Consider the following 15512-nt stretch of genomic DNA (forward strand, 5'->3'; position numbering starts at 1 on the left):
ACGCCAGCCGGCCAGCAAGGAAGGAAGGAAGGAAGGAAGTCGTTCGCTTCTAGCAATTCTTGCGCCGCCCGGCGTGGCAAACCGTAACCGCGGTCCTGAAAAATGGCGATCCCGGGAAGACTCGAACTTCCGACCTACGGTTTAGGAAACCGCCGCTCTATCCGGCTGAGCTACGGGACCGCGGAACCCGGAGCTGCGGGTTCGGCTCCCTCATAGCAGAGCAGGATGCCATTCGCCAGCCGCATCGCGAGCGAAGTCGTCGTCAAGCGGAACGAAGCGGCTGTACAATCTCTTCCCAGATCCCTCTCTGCGGAGCAGCCCACATGATCGAAAGCATCAGCGCCATCACGCTCGGCACGCATGACATGGGGCGCGCCGTGCACTTCTACCGGTCGGTGGGATTCGAGCTCCTGTATGGCGGCGAAGCCGCCGCCTTCACGAGCTTTCGCGCCGGCACCGGCTATCTCAACCTGACTGCGCAGGCGGAAGACAAGCGCTGGTCCTGGTGGGGCCGCGTCATCTTTTACGTGGCCGATGTCGACGGGACTTACGCGCAGGCCCGCGCTGCCGGGTGGCAACCGTCGACCGCGCCGCGTGATGCGGAATGGGGCGAACGCTATTTCCATCTCACCGATCCCGACGGCCATGAGCTCAGTTTCGCACGGCCGTTGCGCGGACCATGAATCGGCGGTCGGTCACGCCCTGATATTGTTGTCCTTCACCACCTTGCCCCAAGTGGCGACCTGCTTGTCGAAGAAGGTTTTGAAGGCGGGGCCGTCCTGGAGCAGCAGGGTCATCTGCTGGGTCTCCTTGAGCTGGGCCGCAGTCGCGGGCTCGCTGAGGATTTCCCTGGACGCGGTCGCCATGGCCGAGACAACGTCCGGCGGCGTGCCCGTGGGCGCGAAGATGCCCCACCAGGCCAGCGTCTCGAAATCCGGAAAGCCCGCCTCGATCGCGGTCGGCGTATCCGGCAGCGCCGGCAGGCGCTCGCGACCGAGCTGCAGGATCGGGCACAGCATGTTGGTGCCGAGCTGGGCGGCGACCAGCGCCGCCGATCCGGCGATGAGATCGACATGGCCGCCGAGCACGTCGTTCATGGCCGGCCCGCCGCCACGATAGGGCACGTGCATGATCTCGACGCCGGCCTTGCTGCCGAGCACGGTCATCGCGAGATGGCCGAGCGTGCCGATGCCGACGGAGGCGTATTTCACCGCGCCGGGCGTCGCCTTGCAGGCGGCGACCACGTCGGCAAAGCTCTTGTAGGGACGGCCGGCGCCGGCCGCGATCACGTAAGGCGCGGTGCCGACCAGAAACACCGGCATCAGCTCGCGCTCGACGTCGACCGGCGGCTTGTCGAGGATGGACGGGATCACCGCATGGGAATCGAAGGTGACCAGGAAGGTCGAGCCGTCCGCCGGGGCCTTGGCAACCTGCGCGGCGCCGAGCGCGCCGGCGGCGCCGGACTTGTTCTCGACCACGACGATGCGGCCCAGCTTTGTCTGCAGATTGCTCTGGAGCAGCCGCGCCATCGCGTCGGTCGAGCCGCCCGGCGGAAACGGCACCACCAGCGTGATCTTCGAGGCCTGCGCCTTCACCGGCGTCATCGCAAGAACGGCCGGCGCCGCGAGCAGCGCGCGTCGCGTGATCGTCATGGTCATCCTCCCTTTGTTTTTTACGCCCGGCTTTTGCTCTTTGGCGCTTAGCTCGTTCCGAAACCCGACCCCGCTTTCTTATATTCTGGCCGCGGCGGACTGAAGATGTCCAGCACGCGGGCGCCGTCCGGGCCGGCGCGCATGGTGTGCGGCACGTTGCCGGGGGTGCGCCAGAAATCGCCCTTCGTCACCGGAATTTCCTCGCCGCCCTGGACGCGGATCGCGGAGCCGTCGAGCAGCACGCCCCATTGCTCCTCGGGATGATGATGCAGCGTACCCTGCGCATGCGGCGCCAGCGTCACCACCGACAGCATCGCTTGCGCGCCGGAGAAGATGCGCGTGGTCACACCCGCCGCGAGCTCGCGGAAGAGACCATCGTCGGGATTATCGATATTGTGGAATTCGTCCTTTTGGCTCACGCCACCCTCCCCGTTTGTTTTTGTTCAATCAGGATTTGCCATAAGACCCCTGGTAGCGGCCCTCGCGGATCGCCTTCATGGTCTCCTCCTCGCGCGCGATCTGGGCGCGCACGGCTTCCAGCAGCGTGGCTGCACCAGTGGCGGGGAACGACACGACGCCGTCCTCGTCGCCGACCACGATGTCGCCGGGCGAGATCACGCTGCCGCCGATCGTAACAGGCACGTTGATCTCGCCGGGGCCGTTCTTGTAGGGGCCGCGGTGGATCACAGCGCGGGCGTAACAAGGGAAGTCGTCGGCTGCGAAGGCCGCGACATCGCGGATCGCGCCGTCGATGACATAGCCTTCCGCTTTGCGCCACTGCGCGATGGTCTTCATGATCTCGCCGACCAGCGCGCGCGTCTCGTCGCCGCCGCCATCGACCACGATGACGTCGCCCGGACCGACCAGCTCCAGCGCGCGGTGGATGGCGAGATTGTCGCCGGGACGGGTGCGCACGGTGAACGCGGTCCCAACCAGCTTGCCGCCGCGATGATAGGGCTTCAGCCCCACCGCGCCCGGCAGCCGGGCGAGATTGTCCGAGATGACCGAGGTCGGCGCGCCGCGAAAGCCCGCGATGATCCCGGCCGGCGGCTTCGGCACGCTGTTCGCTGCGATGGTGATGGTCATGTCCCAGGTCCTCCGTAATTCTTTACTCAGCGTGCGTCTTCGCCGGCATGATCCGGAAGGCGCGCCCTTCCTTCATCCACGCCGCGCGCTCGTCACGCAACAGCGTGCGGCGGACTTTTCCGGAATCATCGCGCGGCGGGACGTTGACGATCTCGAAGCTTTCGGGGTGCTTGTAGCGGCTGAGCCTGTCCTTCAAGAACTCCGCCATGCCGTCGGCGATCGCCTGTCCGTCCGCATCGGGCTCCGGCTCGATGATGGCGTGCACGCGCTGGCCCAATTCCGGATCGGGCAAGCCGACCACGACGCAGGAGCGTACGCCGGGGCACTCGGAGACCGCCGCCTCGATCTCGGCCGGATAGATATTGGCACCGCCACGCAGCACCATGTCGGCAAGACGATCGCCGAGATAGAGATAGCCTTCCGCATCCAGCCGGCCAATGTCGCCGAGCGATTCCCAGCCATCCGAGCGGCGCTTCGGCTCGGCGCCGAGATAGTGATAGGTGGCGTCCTTGCCGTCATTGTTGAGGAAATAGATCTCGCCGGTCTCGCCTGGCGCGACATCGTTGCCGTCCTCGCCGATGATGCGAAGCTTCGCCATGTCGCCAATCTTGCCGACCGAGCCCTTGTGCGTCAGCCACTCCGTGCCTGATATGATGCAGGAGCCTTGACGCTCGGTGCCGCCATAGAGCTCCCAGATCCGCTCGGGCCCGAGCCAGGCGATCCAGTTTTCCTTCAGCCAGGGCGGCATCGGAGCGGCCATGTGAAACACGGTCTGAAGGCTCGACAGATCGTAGGCATTGCGCACGTGCTCCGGCAACGCCCAGATCCGGTGCATCATGGTCGGCACGAAGTTGACCCATTGCACGCGCTCGCGCTCGATCTGGCGCAGCGTCTCCTCGGCGTCGAACTTGACGAGGCCGGTGAGCTGGCCGCCGGCGAACAGCGCGTAGTGCGACACAATGAACGGCGCATTGTGATAGAGCGGACCGGGATTGAGCAGCGAGACTCCGAAGGGCATGTTGAGCGGCAGCGGAAAAGCGGTGTCGATCACGGCCGGATGGTGGTCGAGGATCACCTTCGGCCGGCCGGTTGAGCCGCCTGAGGTCATGGCCTTCCAGTAGCGCGCCACCGGCGGGGTGAGCGGCTCGTCCGAAAAACCTTCCGGCGCGAAATCCGCAGGCAAACGGTTCTGCGCATTCCAGTCGGCCTCGCCGCCGACCACCAGTGCGGGCTTGAGGATCTCAAGCACCGCGGCGGCCTCGCCACGCGGCAGCCGCCATGACAGCGAGGTCGGCGTCGCCCCGCACTTCCATACCGCGAAGGAGGTCTCGAAGAATGCGTTGCTGTTGGGCAATCCGATGGCGACGAAGTCGCCGGGCTTGACGCCCTTCGCGGCGAACGCCCGCGCGCGCCGGTTGGCGCCGCGCTCGAGCTCGTCCCAAGTCAGCGTGTCCTCACCGTGACGGACTGCAATCGTACCACTCGGCTTGCGCTCGGCGTACCAGCGCGGCACATCGGACAGCGGCAGCAGCATCAGGCGTTTCCCACTTTGTCTTCTTGGCGTCGCCTCATGACGAGGCGCCTCGCGCGGCGAAGTGTAACAGCGCGCCGTTACGGCGCTGTAACTTCAAGGCCACGTCAAGCAAAAAATGTCAGCATTTCAGCCACGAAATTCCCGGGTTCCATGGGTGACAAGCCGGCGATAAAGGGGCAAAAATTGGCCCGACTCAGTTCGGGTTGAATTTTGCAGGGAATGCTCTCGTAGAATGTCGTCCGCAGTTGCATCGCGTCGTGCGGCGCTTCTCGTTGCCGCAGCAGGATTTCTTCTGCTGACGCCGTCGCATGTCCAGGCGCAATGGTGGAAGCGCGCGCCGGTCGATTTCGAGGAATGCGCCGATGCCGCCGAGAAGGCCGCCACCAAGGCCGAGAAGACATCCGCACTCGCCGACTGCAACGCCAAGTTCGCCGGCCGCCGCAAGCCGGGCGGCGGCTATTCCTATTACGACTTCCTCCAGGACCGCACCTTCGACATCGCCGGCCCCAATCCGACGCCGGAAGAGCAGAAGAAGATCGACGAATCCTACACCGCCTATCTCGCCAACCAGCGCCGCAGCAATGAGGCGGCGGAAGCCACCGCGCGGCAGCAGCGCGAACAGATGGAGCGGCAGGCGCAGCAGCTCCAACACGTCGCGATGCGCACGGAGGTCGAGCGCGTGCCCATTCCGGTGGAGCGGCCGAAGGTGCAGCAGACCGTCGGCCAGCGAAAGGGCGCCCCCTGCACCAAAGGCTCGTTCTCCTGCGAATGGCCGCGATTGTCGGAAAGCCTCAACGACTTGAAGAAGCTGTTCAACCCGACGCCGAGCAAGCCGGCGAGGAAGGGGTGAGCTGGTGGTCGCCGCAAATTCCGCCGTCGTCCGGGACAAGCGCAGCTCCTGACAACGCGTAGCGTTGCTGGAGCGGAGCGCCGATCCGGGACGACGGCGGAGAGTACGGCGTCAGTTCGTGTGCTTCTTCTTGTGTTTCGGTTTGACCACTGGCGGATTCACCGGCGCCGTTACTGTCGGTGAACCCAGCTGCGACCGGCTCTCCTGCAATCGCCGATCATAGCCGGGCGAGTTCATCACCGTCGGCGGCCTCGCATACGCGAGTGTGGAAGCGCCGCAGAGCGCGGTCAACGTGATTCCGATCATCAGACAATGCTTCATCGCCTTCCTCCATCGCACTCAGCCTCTACCCGCGAATCTGCTGAGGCGTCAGCCCGGGCGGGCCGTTGCCTGCGGCTTCCGCCTCCTTGATCAGCGCAACAATGCGGCGCATCAGCGGCACATCGATGTTGTTTTGCTCGGCGAGCGCGATGACCGCGCCCTGAAGGTAGTCGATCTCGGTCTTGCGGCCGTGCTTCAGATCCTGCCACATCGAGGAGCGCGCCTCGGGATCGATCTTCATCGTGCGCCCCAGGATCGCGTTGAAGATCAGGTCTGGCAATCTCAGCAGGGTCGGCGTCCAGCTCATCGGGATCGGCGTTGCCGATACCGGCGTGATGCCGGCGGCCTTCAGCGCGGCCAGACCTTCCGCCATCTGGTCGGCAAACAGCCTCCGCCAGTCGCGGTTCGCCAATTGCGCGGCGAGCGGCATGTCGGACAGCGCGCTGAGTGCATTGTTTAGATTGATGATCAGCTTGCCCCATTGCACGCCGGTGATGTCGCGGCTGGCGCGCATCGCGAGACCGGGCACCGAGAGCGCTGCGGCGGTGTTCGCTTCATCCTCTCCGATATGAATGTCGCCGGAAGTCGAGCGATGGAAGCGCCCCTCGCCCATTGCGATCACGTTGAACGGCACCATGCCGGCGAGCACATGCCGGCCGCCAAGGCGCTCGCGCAGCACCGCGACATTGCCGATGCCGTTCTGAAGCGAGACGATGACGGCGTCCTGCGGCGCATGCTGCGCGATCTGGCCCGCGACATCGGCGGTGTCGGCGCTCTTCACCGTGACCAGCACGATGCCGGCGCTGTGGAAGATGGCCGGGTCTTCCGACAGCGCGAGCTGGCCTGCCCCGAGTCTTTTCTCGGAGCCGTCGAAATCGGTCAGCCACAGGCCGAACCGCTCGATCTCGGTCTTCACCCGTGCCCGCACCAGCAGCGCGACCCGGCGATCGGCGGCCGCCAGCATGCCGCCGACGAAACAGCCGATGGCGCCCGCGCCGGCCACCACGATCGGTCGATCCGTAACCACCAGAGCTTGCTCCCCTTAACGGCCCGCCTTCGATAGCAGAGGTAGCGCCCCCTGCCCATTGGTTGCGACGCATGCGCCTTGTAACCGTCATGAGAGCCCCATATGTTTTCGCCCCGGGGGGCTGTCAGCGGCGAGCGCTCGCCGGAACGAGACGCCAAAGGAGAGCACCATGGGTCTACTCGACGTCCTCAACGGCATGCAGAACGGCCCGCATGGATCGCGCACGGGCGAACAACCATCCTCCGGCGGCATGTCGCCGATGACCATGGCGCTGCTCGGGCTGCTCGCCTGGAAGGCTTACAAGCACATGACCGCAACGCAGTCCGGCACGGCACCGCAACCCTCGCCAGCGCCGGCGCCTCCGCCAGTGAACACCGTGGACAGCGGCGGCCTTGGCGGTCTCGGAGGCCTGCTCAAGGGCGGCCTCGGCGGCTTGCTTGCGGGCGGCGCAGCCGGCACCGTGCTCAGCGGCGGGCTCGGCGATCTCCTCAACCAGCTCCAGCAGAGCGGTCACGGCGACGCCGCCAACTCCTGGGTCGGCAAGGGCGAGAACAAGCCGATCGCACCCGGCGATCTCGCCAATGCGCTCGGTGCAGACCAGATCGAAAGCCTGTCCGCCCAGAGCGGCCTGTCAGGCGAGGAGCTGCTCTCCGGCCTCAGCCAATATCTGCCGCAGGTGGTCGACCATCTGACGCCCGATGGCCGGCTGCCGACCGAGAACGAACTGTCAGCCAGAATTTAATCGAACTCTGATCTAGACGTTCACGAAGGGGAGCATTGTCATGAGTTTCGGCGGCCTGTTGTGGATCATCGTCGTCGGCTTCGTCGCCGGCCTCATCGCGCGCTGGCTGGCGCCGGGACCGAACAACCCGAGCGGCTTCGTCCTCACCACCATCCTCGGCATCGCCGGTGCGTTTCTCGCCACCTTCGTCGGCCAGGCCGTCGGCCACTACAGCCCCGACCAGGGCGCCGGCTTCATCATGGCCACGATCGGCGCGGTGGTGGTGCTGTTCATCTGGCACCGGCTGGTGGCGAGCGGCGTGATAAAGGGGTAGCCTGCCATCGCGAAGAGCGAATCTTGCGCGACAAACTCCGTTGTCGTCCCGGACAAGCGCGCCTTAAGCGCGCGCCGATCCAGGACCCATATCCACAGGGAGGAGTTTGGCGAAGACTCGGAGTGATCAGCTTCGCGCAGCAATTCTTCCCTGTGGTTATGGGTCCCCGCCTTCGCGGGGACGACACCGGATTTGACGCACGAGCGGAGCGTCTCACGCGATCAAATGCATCCCCGCATCCATGCGCACGACCTCGCCGGTCATGTTGCTGGAGGCCGGCATCGCCAGGAAGCAGACCAGCTGCGCGATGTCTTCCGCGCTCGATGCGACCTTGAGCGGCACCTTTGCCACCACACTGTCGCGCACCTGCTTGGCGCCGGCTTCGCCGCGGCCCTTGGTGAACCAGGGCGTGTCGATATAGCCCGGGCAGACCGTGTTGACGCGGATCAACGGCGCCAGCGCGCGCGACAGCGACAGTGTCATGGTGTTGAGCGCGCCCTTGCTCGCGGCATAGGCGATCGACGAGCCGACGCCGCTGATGCCGGCGACCGAGGACACGTTCACCACCGCCGACGGCCGGCCTGAAGCCTTCGCGCCGGCTTCGAGCAGGCTGCGCGCGGCGCGCACCATCTGGAAAGGACCGATGGTGTTGACGCCGTAGAGGCGGTGGAAATCCTCCGCCGACAATCCGTCGAGATCGGCATGGGCGACATGCTTGGTGGTGCCGGCGTTGTTGACGAGGATGTCGAGCCGGCCCCAGCCGCTCGCCGCCGCGACGATCTTGCGGCAATCCTCATCCTTCGAAACGTCACCCTGCGCGACCAGCACGTCCGCTGCGCCCGCCTTGCGACAGAGTTCGGCGGTCGCCTCGGCCTCCTTCTGGCTCGAGGAATAGTTGATGACAAGCCGCGCCCCGCTGCGCGCGAGAATTTCCGCGGTCGCCGCGCCAAGGCCGGAGGCCGACCCCGTCACGATTGCGCACACGCCATCCTTTGCCATCTGGTGTTTCCTTCCCTCTGTCAGTTGCTGGCACCCTGTTTAGCGAGTTTGCCGCGCCCTGCAAATCGAGCAAACTCCGCTAAGCGGAATTAGCCTCCTGCTGCCCCTTGCGCCCATGCCCACGCCGCAGGTTGACCTGCGATCAACGCTTGTCAGAGCCATGGCTTTTTCGGATCATCGGGCGCAAGAAGGCACTGCGCGCCGCGCCATCGGGCCGGACGCGCCAAGGGCAAAACACGGGGAACGCTGTGGCGGAGAGTGACAATATCGTCGTCGAGACCGCGGAGAAAATCTTCGCCGATCTCGCCGATCCGCAAACCATCAACAACGACAAGACGAATTCCTGGCAGGCGCCGCTGTGGCAGGCGCTGAGCGAAGCCGGCCTGCCGCTGTCCTGGGTGCCGGACGATCACGGCGGCTCCGGCGCCAGCCTGGCCGACGGCTTTGCACTGCTCAACGCGGCTGGCCGCTTCGCGGTCGCGGTTCCCCTGGCCGAGACGATGCTTGCCGGTTGGCTGCTGGCGCAGGCCAAGATCGCCTCGCCCGAAGGCGAGATGACGGTACTGCCGGCATCGCCGAAGGATCGCATCACGCTTGATGCGGACGGCGCGCTCTCCGGCCGCTGCCGGGGCATACCCTTTGCCAAAGCGGCGAAGCATTTTGCGGTGCTGGCGCATGGCAAAGACGGCGTTTCCATCGCGCTGGTCGATGCAAGCAGGGGACGGATCGAATCCGGACTCAATGTCGGCTACGACCAGAGCGATATCGTGACGCTCGACAAGGCCCAGCCGGTCTCCATCAAGGCCGCGCCGACGGGATTTGACCAGAGCCATCTGATGCTGATGGGTGGCGTTGCGCGCAGCCTTCAGATCGCGGGCGCGCTGGAATCGATGCTCGACATCTCCGTGCGCTATTCCAACGAGCGCGTCGCCTTCGAAAAGAAGATCTCGAAATTCCAGGCGGTGCAGCACAATCTCGCGCGCCTTGCCGGCGAATCCGCCGCGGCGCTTGCGGCTGCGACTTCGGCGGCCGATGCCATCGCCAGCGCAAAAAGCTTCAACGACGAGGTCTATCTCGAAGCGGCCTCGGCAAAGATCCGCTGCGCGGAGGCCGCCGAGAAGGGTGGCGGCATCGCGCATCAGGTCCACGGCGCGATCGGCTTCACCCTGGAGCACATCCTGCATCGCTATTCGCTGCGCGCACTGGCCTGGCGCGATGATTTCGGCTCGGAAAGCCACTGGGCCGTCGAGCTCGGCAAGCTGGTTGCAAATCGCGGCGCCGATGAGCTGTGGCCGCTCGTGGCGTCGCGCTAATCGGGAGACGAAACACATGACTGCTGCCCTCCGTTTCGATCCGATCCGCCTGCCCGAAAAGTGCGAGCAATTGCGCAAGGAAGTGCGCGCCTTCCTTGCCGAGGAAATCGCCGCCGGCACCTTCGATCCGCACAAGCCCAATCGCGAGGACACCGACGCGCCGGAATTCTCCCGCCGGGTCGGCGCCAAGGGCTGGCTGGGAATGACCTGGCCGAAGAAATATGGCGGCCAGGAGCGCTCTTTCCTCGAGCGCTACGTCGTGACCGAGGAGATGCGCGTCGCCAACGCGCCGACGCGGCGCTTCTTCGTCGCCGACCGTCAGAGCGGCCCGGTGCTGCTGAAATACGCGCCCGAGCACATCAAGATGGAGATCCTGCCGCGGATCTGCCGCGGCGAGATCTGCTTTGCGATCGGCATGAGTGAGCCGAACTCCGGCTCAGACCTTTTCGCGGCGAAGACGCGCGCGACCAAGACCGACGGCGGCTATCTCATCAACGGCACCAAGATCTGGACCTCGTCGGCGCATATCGCCGATTACATGATCGCGATCTTCCGGACCTCGCCGCCGACCAAGGAGAACCGCCGTCACGGCCTGACCCAGTTCCTGGTCAAGATGAAACAGCCCGGCATCAAGGTGAACCCGATCGGCCAGATCACCGGTCAGTACGAGTTCAACGAGGTCGTCTTCACCGACTTCTTCGTACCCGACGACCACGTGCTCGGCGAGGTCGACGGCGCCTGGAAGCAGGCCACATCCGAGCTCGCCTATGAGCGCTCCGGCCCCGAGCGTTTCCTCGAGACCTATTACGTCTTGACCGAGCTGGTCCGCGCCGTCGGCCCCAATCCGGATACGCGCAGCGCCGAAGGTATCGGCCGTCTCGTCGCACAGCTCCACACCATGCGCCGCATGTCGGTGTCGGTGGCCGGCATGCTGGAAGCCGGCAAGGAGCCGGTGGTCGAGGCTTCCATCGTCAAGGACATCGGCACGGTGTGGGAGCAGCAACTGCCGCATCGCGTGCGCGATCTCGCCGCTTTCGTCGAGGAGACCGCGACCAACCGCGAGACCCTGGAGCGGCAGCTCGACTTCGCCATCAAGACTGCGCCAAAGCTCACCATCCAGGGCGGCACCACCGAGGTGCTGCGTGGCATCATCGCCCGCGGCTTGGGCCTGCGCTAGATGGGATCGAGACCCTGGCCGCACGCTCCGTTCACCTCTCCCATCGGGAGAGATCGGCGCGTAGCGCCGGGTGAGGAGTTAGGGTCCCACGATAGAGCCGATCCCCTCACCCGATTTGCTGGCGCAATCGACCTCTCCCTATGGGAGAGGTGGTTTTTCGCTACTGAGATACTGGAGGCTAAGATGAACACCTACACAGATATCGGCGTCGAGAAGGTCGGGCACGTCGGCACCATCGAGATCCGCCGCCCGCCGCTCAACTTCTTCGACATTTCGCTGATCAACCAGATCGCGGACGCGCTCGACGAGTTCGACCGCGACATCGAGATCCGCGCCTCGGTGCTCTCGGCGCAGGGCAAGGCGTTCTGCGCCGGCGCCAATTTCGGCGATCCGGCCCGGCAGGCGCAGGAGGCGCGCGAGGCCGAGAAGAAGGGCGATCCCGCCGACAATCTCGGCCCGATCAACCATCTCTATATCCAGGCCGTGCGCATCTTCCGCGCCAAAAAGCCGATCGTCGCCGCCGTGCAGGGCGCGGCCATCGGCGGCGGCCTGGGTCTCGCGGTGTCGGCGGATTTTCGCGTCACCTGCCCCGAAGCGCGCTTTTCGGCGAACTTCACAAAACTCGGCTTTCATCCCGGCTTCGGCCTGACCGTGACGCTGCCGGAGCTGATCGGCAAGAACAACGCCGAGCTGATGTTTTACACCAGCCGCCGCGTCACCGGCGAAGAGGCCGTGAAATGGGGCCTCGCCAACGTATTGGTGCCGCAGGACCAGGTGAAGGCGGGCGCGATGAAGCTCGCCGCCGAAATTGCCGAATGCTCCCCGCTCGGCCTGCTCTCCACCCGCGCGACGATGCGCGCCGGCCTCGCCGATCGCGTCATGGCCGCGACCAATCACGAACTCGCCGAGCAGACCCGCCTGCGCGCGACGGAAGATTTCAAGGAAGGCGTCAAGGCTACGGAAGAGCGGCGCGTGGCGAACTTTAGGGGAAGATAACGGTCGCCAACTCCGGTCCACTCCCGATCTACGCAAAACGCCTGGCAATTGCGTTGCCAGGCGTTTTTTCATGCGGCGCGACAGGTGAGTTTGAGGCCGCGTCGTCGCCTACGACTCGATCTTCACGTACTCGAAGTCGCCCGGCTTGTTGTCGATGCCGACCTTCGGCGGCGAGATCCAGGAGGCGAACTTGCCGGTCTCGGTGACGGGCTGCATCAGCGAGGTGATGAAGTCGCCGTCGGCTGTTGAGGGCAGCCACTCGTCCTTGCGCTTGGCCCAGGTGGCCTCGTCGATCAAAATGCCGTTGGGCGTAGCGTGGATGTCCTTGAACTCGCCGATGTGGCGATGGAAGGCGACGTTGGGCAAGGTCAGCTTGAAGTCGTAGCCCGCGGTCGAGATCACCTTGTTCCAGCGCAGCATGCCCTTGACGCAATCCTGGCTGTAGTCGTCGCGCAGGCGCATGTTGAGCGCGGTCAGCGCCGGCTCGTCGACCAGCTTGATCTCGCCGTTGATGAACTTGAGCACCGGATAGGTGGCGTTCTTGAGCTGGTGGTCATCCTCGATCTGGGTCTCGTGATAGCGGCCCTTGATGCCGGCGTTGAAGGCGTTGGCCGCGTTGGTCGAGACTTCGGAGCCGAACAGGTCGAGCGACAACGTGTAGTGCAGGTTCAGCTTCTTCTGGATGGTCGGAAGATCAATCACGCCGAGCGCGCGCACCTTGGCGATGTCGGTGGGATCGGTGATGCCGGCTTCGCGCATGGCGTCGCAGGTGCGCTGCACGACCCGGGTGATGCCGGTCTCGCCAACGAACATGTGGTGCGCTTCCTCAGTCAACATGAAGCGGCAGGTGCGCGACAGAGGATCGAAGCCCGATTGCGCGAGCGAGTGCAGCTGCATCTTGCCGTCACGGTCGGTGAAATAGGTGAACATGAAGAAGGACAGCCAGTCCGGCGTCGCCTCGTTGAAGGCACCGAGCATGCGCGGCGCGTCGGCATCGCCGGAGCGGCGGCGCAGCAGATCATCCGCCTCTTCGCGGCCATCGCGGCCAAAGTACTTTTGCAGCAGGTAGACCATCGCCCAGAGATGGCGGCCTTCCTCGACATTGACCTGGAACAAATTGCGCATGTCGTAGAGCGACGGTGCGGTCTTGCCGAGATGGCGCTGCTGCTCGACCGAGGCCGGCTCGGTATCGCCCTGGATCACGATCAGCCGGCGCAGCATGGCGCGATGCTCGCCCGGGACTTCCTGCCAGGCCGGTTCGCCGTAATGCTCGCCGAACGGCACGACGCGGTTCTCTTCCTGCGGCGCCAGCAAAATGCCCCAGCGATATTCGGGCATGCGCACGTAGTCGAACTTGGCCCAGCCGCGCGGATCGACCGAGTAAGCGGTGCGCAAATACACCAGCGATTCCTGGAAACCCTCCGGGCCCATGTCGCTCCACCAATCCATGTAGCCTGGATGCCAGCCTTCCAGCGCCTTGAGCACCTGGCGGTCTTCGGCGAGATTGACGTTGTTCGGAATCTTGGTCGAGTAGTCGACGTTCATGATGTTCATGTTCATGGCCGTGCTCCTTGCTCCGGTCTCGTGTCCCGGACGCAGTGCGGCGCGAAGTGCTGCACTGCTGAGCCGGGACCTATGTCTGATCCGTCTGGGTCCCGGTTCAGCGTCGCATCATTTCGTGCTGCGCCGCGCCCGGGACAAGAAAGTCATCAAACCCGCGTCATATCGAATTTCGGCTTCTGGCCGCTGCCGTAGCGGCGCAGCGCGCCTTCCTCGCCGACCGCGTTGGGGCGCTGGAAGATCCAGTTCTGCCAGGCGGTGAGGCGCGCGAAGATTTTCGATTCCATCGTCTCGGGGCCGACGAAGCGCAGGCTCGCTTCCATGCCGGTGAGGCTGTCGGGCGAGAAGCTGGCGCGCTCCTCCAGGAACACGCGGACCTCGTCGTCCCAATCGATGTCATCGAGCGCGAAGGTGACGAGGCCGAGTTCTTCGGCCTGTTCGGCATCGAGTGCGGTGCCGAGCGTCGCTTCCGCGCGCTCCAGATCGGACGGATCGGCCTGGAAGCGCGATTGAAGCCGCGTCAGCCCGTGGCTCATCGGATACGGGCCGAAATTCATCGCGGAGAGCTCGATCGATGGCGGCGGACGGTTGTCGCCCTGGCGCGTGCCGATCAGCATGTAGGAGCGGTCGGCAGCGAACACGAGCTCGGCGAGCGTGCCGGCAAAGCACGAACCGGGCTCGACCAGCGTCACCAGCGTGCGCGAGGTGACGTCGATGCGCTTGAGCACACGCTTCCAGTAGTGCCTGATTTCGTTGACCAGCCAGTGCGCCTTATTGGCTTCGAGGAATGTGTCGCAGGCGAGCACATGGGCGCGGTCGCCATGGCTCTTGAACACCAGCATGGCGATCTCGAGCTCGTTGATGCGCAGGTGCAGGATGGCGTCATCGAGCTCGCGCGCGACCTGGAGCGGCCAGAACGCCGCGCCTTGCGCCATCATGCCGTCGATGTCGGCCGGGGGAGCTGTTTCCGGCGCCTTGATCGAGATGGTGGCGATGCGGGCGTTGCGGTCGATATCGACCGTGACGAAGCCGTAGCGCAGGCTGGTCTCGTCGATGATGCGCCTCAGCGGCGTCAGCGCGATGCCCTTGCCGCTGCCCTTGCGCTTCGAGTTGGCTGCAAATTCCCTGGCGCGCTCGGCGACCTTGGCGTCGAGCTTGGAGTTCGGCGTGATTTCGTCGACGAGGCGCCACTGCACCGCGCGCTTGCCTTTCACGCCCTCTTCGATGGTGCAGAAGAAATCGGCGTGGTCGCGTCGCACCTTGCGCTTGTCGACGACACGGGTGAGACCGCCGGTGCCCGGCAGCACCGCGAGCAGCGGCACTTCCGGCAGCGCCACGGCGGAAGCACCGTCGTCGGCAAGGATAATGTGGTCGGTGGCAAGCGCCAGCTCATAGCCGCCGCCGGCGGCCGAGCCGTTCACCACCGTGATGAAGCGCTGGCCGGAATTCTCGGATGAATCCTCCATGCCGTTGCGGGTCTCGTTGGTGAACTTGCAGAAGTTCACCTTGTGGGCATGGGTCGAGCCTGCGAGCATGCGGATGTTGGCACCGGCGCAGAACACGCGGTTCTTGGCCGAGCGCATCACCACCACCTTCACCTCGGGATGTTCGAAGCGCAGGCGCTGGACCGCATCCGCCAGCTCGATGTCGACGCCGAGATCGTAGGAGTTCAGCTTGAGCTGATAGCCCTCGAACAGGCCGCCATTCTCGTCGACGTCCATGGTCAGCGTCGCGACGTCACCGTCGACCGCCAGCTTCCAGTGCTTGTAGCGGGACGGTTCGGTCTGGAAATCGATGAATGTCGCGCCGCCTGCGAGGCGCCGTTCTTCCCCGGCCATGGGCCACCCTTGAGCTTGTCTCGGTTGTACCGTTGAATGCACAATAATTCATATTGCGGGACGCGTCTAGCCCCTCAACGGCGATTATATGCACTTTGCTTCAT

At 65.0% G+C, this 15512-nt stretch carries 16 protein-coding genes and 1 tRNA gene; 7 read left to right on the forward strand and 10 right to left on the reverse strand.

All coding sequences use genetic code 11. From position 1 onward, the window contains the following. Positions 1–103 precede the first annotated feature (103 nt). Positions 104–180: transfer RNA gene (locus JJB99_RS34835), tRNA-Arg, on the reverse strand. 143 nt (positions 181–323) lie between these two features. Here JJB99_RS34835 and JJB99_RS34840 point away from each other — a divergent pair. Then, the gene (locus tag JJB99_RS34840) at positions 324–683 is read left to right on the forward strand and encodes a VOC family protein (RefSeq protein WP_200496605.1); all 360 of its coding nucleotides are present in this window, start codon (positions 324–326) and stop codon (positions 681–683) included. A gap of 12 nt (positions 684–695) precedes the next feature. Here the strand turns inward: JJB99_RS34840 and JJB99_RS34845 are convergent, their stop codons facing one another. The 4 genes from JJB99_RS34845 to JJB99_RS34860 are packed head-to-tail and all read right to left on the reverse strand — an operon-like array spanning position 696 to position 4272. Further along, positions 696–1652 carry a tripartite tricarboxylate transporter substrate-binding protein gene (locus JJB99_RS34845; protein WP_200496606.1) on the reverse strand — a complete coding sequence of 319 codons (957 nt, stop codon included), beginning with the start codon at positions 1650–1652 and terminating at the stop codon, positions 696–698. 47 nt (positions 1653–1699) lie between these two features. Further along, positions 1700–2071: a dimethylsulfonioproprionate lyase family protein gene (locus JJB99_RS34850; RefSeq protein WP_200496607.1), complete on the reverse strand. Its 372-nt coding sequence runs from the start codon at positions 2069–2071 to the stop codon at positions 1700–1702. A gap of 28 nt (positions 2072–2099) precedes the next feature. Continuing rightward, positions 2100–2738 (reverse strand): RraA family protein, encoded by a 639-nt coding sequence (locus tag JJB99_RS34855; protein WP_200496608.1) that lies wholly within the window; start codon positions 2736–2738, stop codon positions 2100–2102. 22 nt (positions 2739–2760) lie between these two features. Next, entirely contained in the window at positions 2761–4272 is a 1512-nt protein-coding gene (locus JJB99_RS34860) for an AMP-binding protein (protein WP_200496609.1), read from the reverse strand. 232 nt (positions 4273–4504) lie between these two features. On the opposite strand from JJB99_RS34860, the gene JJB99_RS34865 reads away from it, so the two are divergent. Continuing rightward, on the forward strand, positions 4505–5122 hold the full coding sequence (locus JJB99_RS34865) for a hypothetical protein (RefSeq protein WP_200496610.1): 618 nt from the start codon (positions 4505–4507) through the stop codon (positions 5120–5122). Between the two features lie 111 nt (positions 5123–5233). Here the strand turns inward: JJB99_RS34865 and JJB99_RS37085 are convergent, their stop codons facing one another. Then, positions 5234–5443 carry a hypothetical protein gene (locus JJB99_RS37085; RefSeq protein ID WP_433995744.1) on the reverse strand — a complete coding sequence of 70 codons (210 nt, stop codon included), beginning with the start codon at positions 5441–5443 and terminating at the stop codon, positions 5234–5236. 25 nt (positions 5444–5468) lie between these two features. Further along, positions 5469–6470 (reverse strand): 2-dehydropantoate 2-reductase, encoded by a 1002-nt coding sequence (locus JJB99_RS34870; protein WP_200496611.1) that lies wholly within the window; start codon positions 6468–6470, stop codon positions 5469–5471. A 169-nt stretch (positions 6471–6639) separates the two neighbouring features. Between JJB99_RS34870 and JJB99_RS34875 the strand changes: the two genes are divergently transcribed. Continuing rightward, positions 6640–7212 carry a YidB family protein gene (locus tag JJB99_RS34875; RefSeq protein ID WP_200496612.1) on the forward strand — a complete coding sequence of 191 codons (573 nt, stop codon included), beginning with the start codon at positions 6640–6642 and terminating at the stop codon, positions 7210–7212. A gap of 40 nt (positions 7213–7252) precedes the next feature. Then, positions 7253–7525: a GlsB/YeaQ/YmgE family stress response membrane protein gene (locus JJB99_RS34880; RefSeq protein ID WP_200496613.1), complete on the forward strand. Its 273-nt coding sequence runs from the start codon at positions 7253–7255 to the stop codon at positions 7523–7525. Between the two features lie 213 nt (positions 7526–7738). Here JJB99_RS34880 and JJB99_RS34885 read toward each other — a convergent pair whose 3' ends face one another. Continuing rightward, complete coding sequence (locus JJB99_RS34885; RefSeq protein ID WP_200496614.1) at positions 7739–8524, reverse strand: SDR family NAD(P)-dependent oxidoreductase; 786 nt, start codon at positions 8522–8524, stop codon at positions 7739–7741. Positions 8525–8772: 248 nt separating this feature from the next. Here JJB99_RS34885 and JJB99_RS34890 point away from each other — a divergent pair, with 248 nt between their 5' ends. The 3 genes from JJB99_RS34890 (at position 8773) to JJB99_RS34900 (ending at position 12010) form a co-directional block, all read left to right on the forward strand. Further along, positions 8773–9837, forward strand: a complete 1065-nt coding sequence (locus tag JJB99_RS34890) for an acyl-CoA dehydrogenase family protein (protein WP_200496615.1) — start codon at positions 8773–8775, stop codon at positions 9835–9837. A 16-nt stretch (positions 9838–9853) separates the two neighbouring features. After that, the gene (locus tag JJB99_RS34895; RefSeq protein WP_194405659.1) at positions 9854–11014 is read left to right on the forward strand and encodes an acyl-CoA dehydrogenase family protein; all 1161 of its coding nucleotides are present in this window, start codon (positions 9854–9856) and stop codon (positions 11012–11014) included. Positions 11015–11197: 183 nt separating this feature from the next. Then, a complete protein-coding gene (locus tag JJB99_RS34900) occupies positions 11198–12010 on the forward strand; it encodes an enoyl-CoA hydratase/isomerase family protein (protein ID WP_200496616.1) in 813 nt (270 codons plus the stop codon). 108 nt (positions 12011–12118) lie between these two features. On the opposite strand, the gene boxB is transcribed toward JJB99_RS34900, so the two are convergent. Together boxB and boxC are read right to left on the reverse strand one after the other, a co-directional pair. After that, positions 12119–13570 carry a benzoyl-CoA 2,3-epoxidase subunit BoxB gene (boxB, locus tag JJB99_RS34905; protein WP_200496617.1) on the reverse strand — a complete coding sequence of 484 codons (1452 nt, stop codon included), beginning with the start codon at positions 13568–13570 and terminating at the stop codon, positions 12119–12121. Positions 13571–13719: 149 nt separating this feature from the next. Next, complete coding sequence (boxC, locus tag JJB99_RS34910) at positions 13720–15408, reverse strand: 2,3-epoxybenzoyl-CoA dihydrolase (RefSeq protein WP_200496618.1); 1689 nt, start codon at positions 15406–15408, stop codon at positions 13720–13722. Positions 15409–15512 lie beyond the last annotated feature (104 nt).

The organism is Bradyrhizobium diazoefficiens, from assembly GCF_016616235.1.
Classification (GTDB): domain Bacteria; phylum Pseudomonadota; class Alphaproteobacteria; order Rhizobiales; family Xanthobacteraceae; genus Bradyrhizobium; species Bradyrhizobium diazoefficiens_H.

Coding starts and splice junctions, on each gene's coding strand:
- JJB99_RS34865 (WP_200496610.1), top strand. CDS start 4,505: ATGTCGTCCGCAGTTGCATCGCGTCGTGCGGCGCTTCTCGTTGCCGCA.
- JJB99_RS34860 (WP_200496609.1), bottom strand. CDS start 4,272: ATGCTGCTGCCGCTGTCCGATGTGCCGCGCTGGTACGCCGAGCGCAAG.
- boxC (WP_200496618.1), bottom strand. CDS start 15,408: ATGGCCGGGGAAGAACGGCGCCTCGCAGGCGGCGCGACATTCATCGAT.
- JJB99_RS34845 (WP_200496606.1), bottom strand. CDS start 1,652: ATGACGATCACGCGACGCGCGCTGCTCGCGGCGCCGGCCGTTCTTGCG.
- JJB99_RS34895 (WP_194405659.1), top strand. CDS start 9,854: ATGACTGCTGCCCTCCGTTTCGATCCGATCCGCCTGCCCGAAAAGTGC.
- JJB99_RS34840 (WP_200496605.1), top strand. CDS start 324: ATGATCGAAAGCATCAGCGCCATCACGCTCGGCACGCATGACATGGGG.
- JJB99_RS34900 (WP_200496616.1), top strand. CDS start 11,198: ATGAACACCTACACAGATATCGGCGTCGAGAAGGTCGGGCACGTCGGC.
- JJB99_RS34880 (WP_200496613.1), top strand. CDS start 7,253: ATGAGTTTCGGCGGCCTGTTGTGGATCATCGTCGTCGGCTTCGTCGCC.
- JJB99_RS37085 (WP_433995744.1), bottom strand. CDS start 5,443: ATGAAGCATTGTCTGATGATCGGAATCACGTTGACCGCGCTCTGCGGC.
- JJB99_RS34855 (WP_200496608.1), bottom strand. CDS start 2,738: ATGACCATCACCATCGCAGCGAACAGCGTGCCGAAGCCGCCGGCCGGG.
- JJB99_RS34885 (WP_200496614.1), bottom strand. CDS start 8,524: ATGGCAAAGGATGGCGTGTGCGCAATCGTGACGGGGTCGGCCTCCGGC.
- boxB (WP_200496617.1), bottom strand. CDS start 13,570: ATGAACATGAACATCATGAACGTCGACTACTCGACCAAGATTCCGAAC.
- JJB99_RS34875 (WP_200496612.1), top strand. CDS start 6,640: ATGGGTCTACTCGACGTCCTCAACGGCATGCAGAACGGCCCGCATGGA.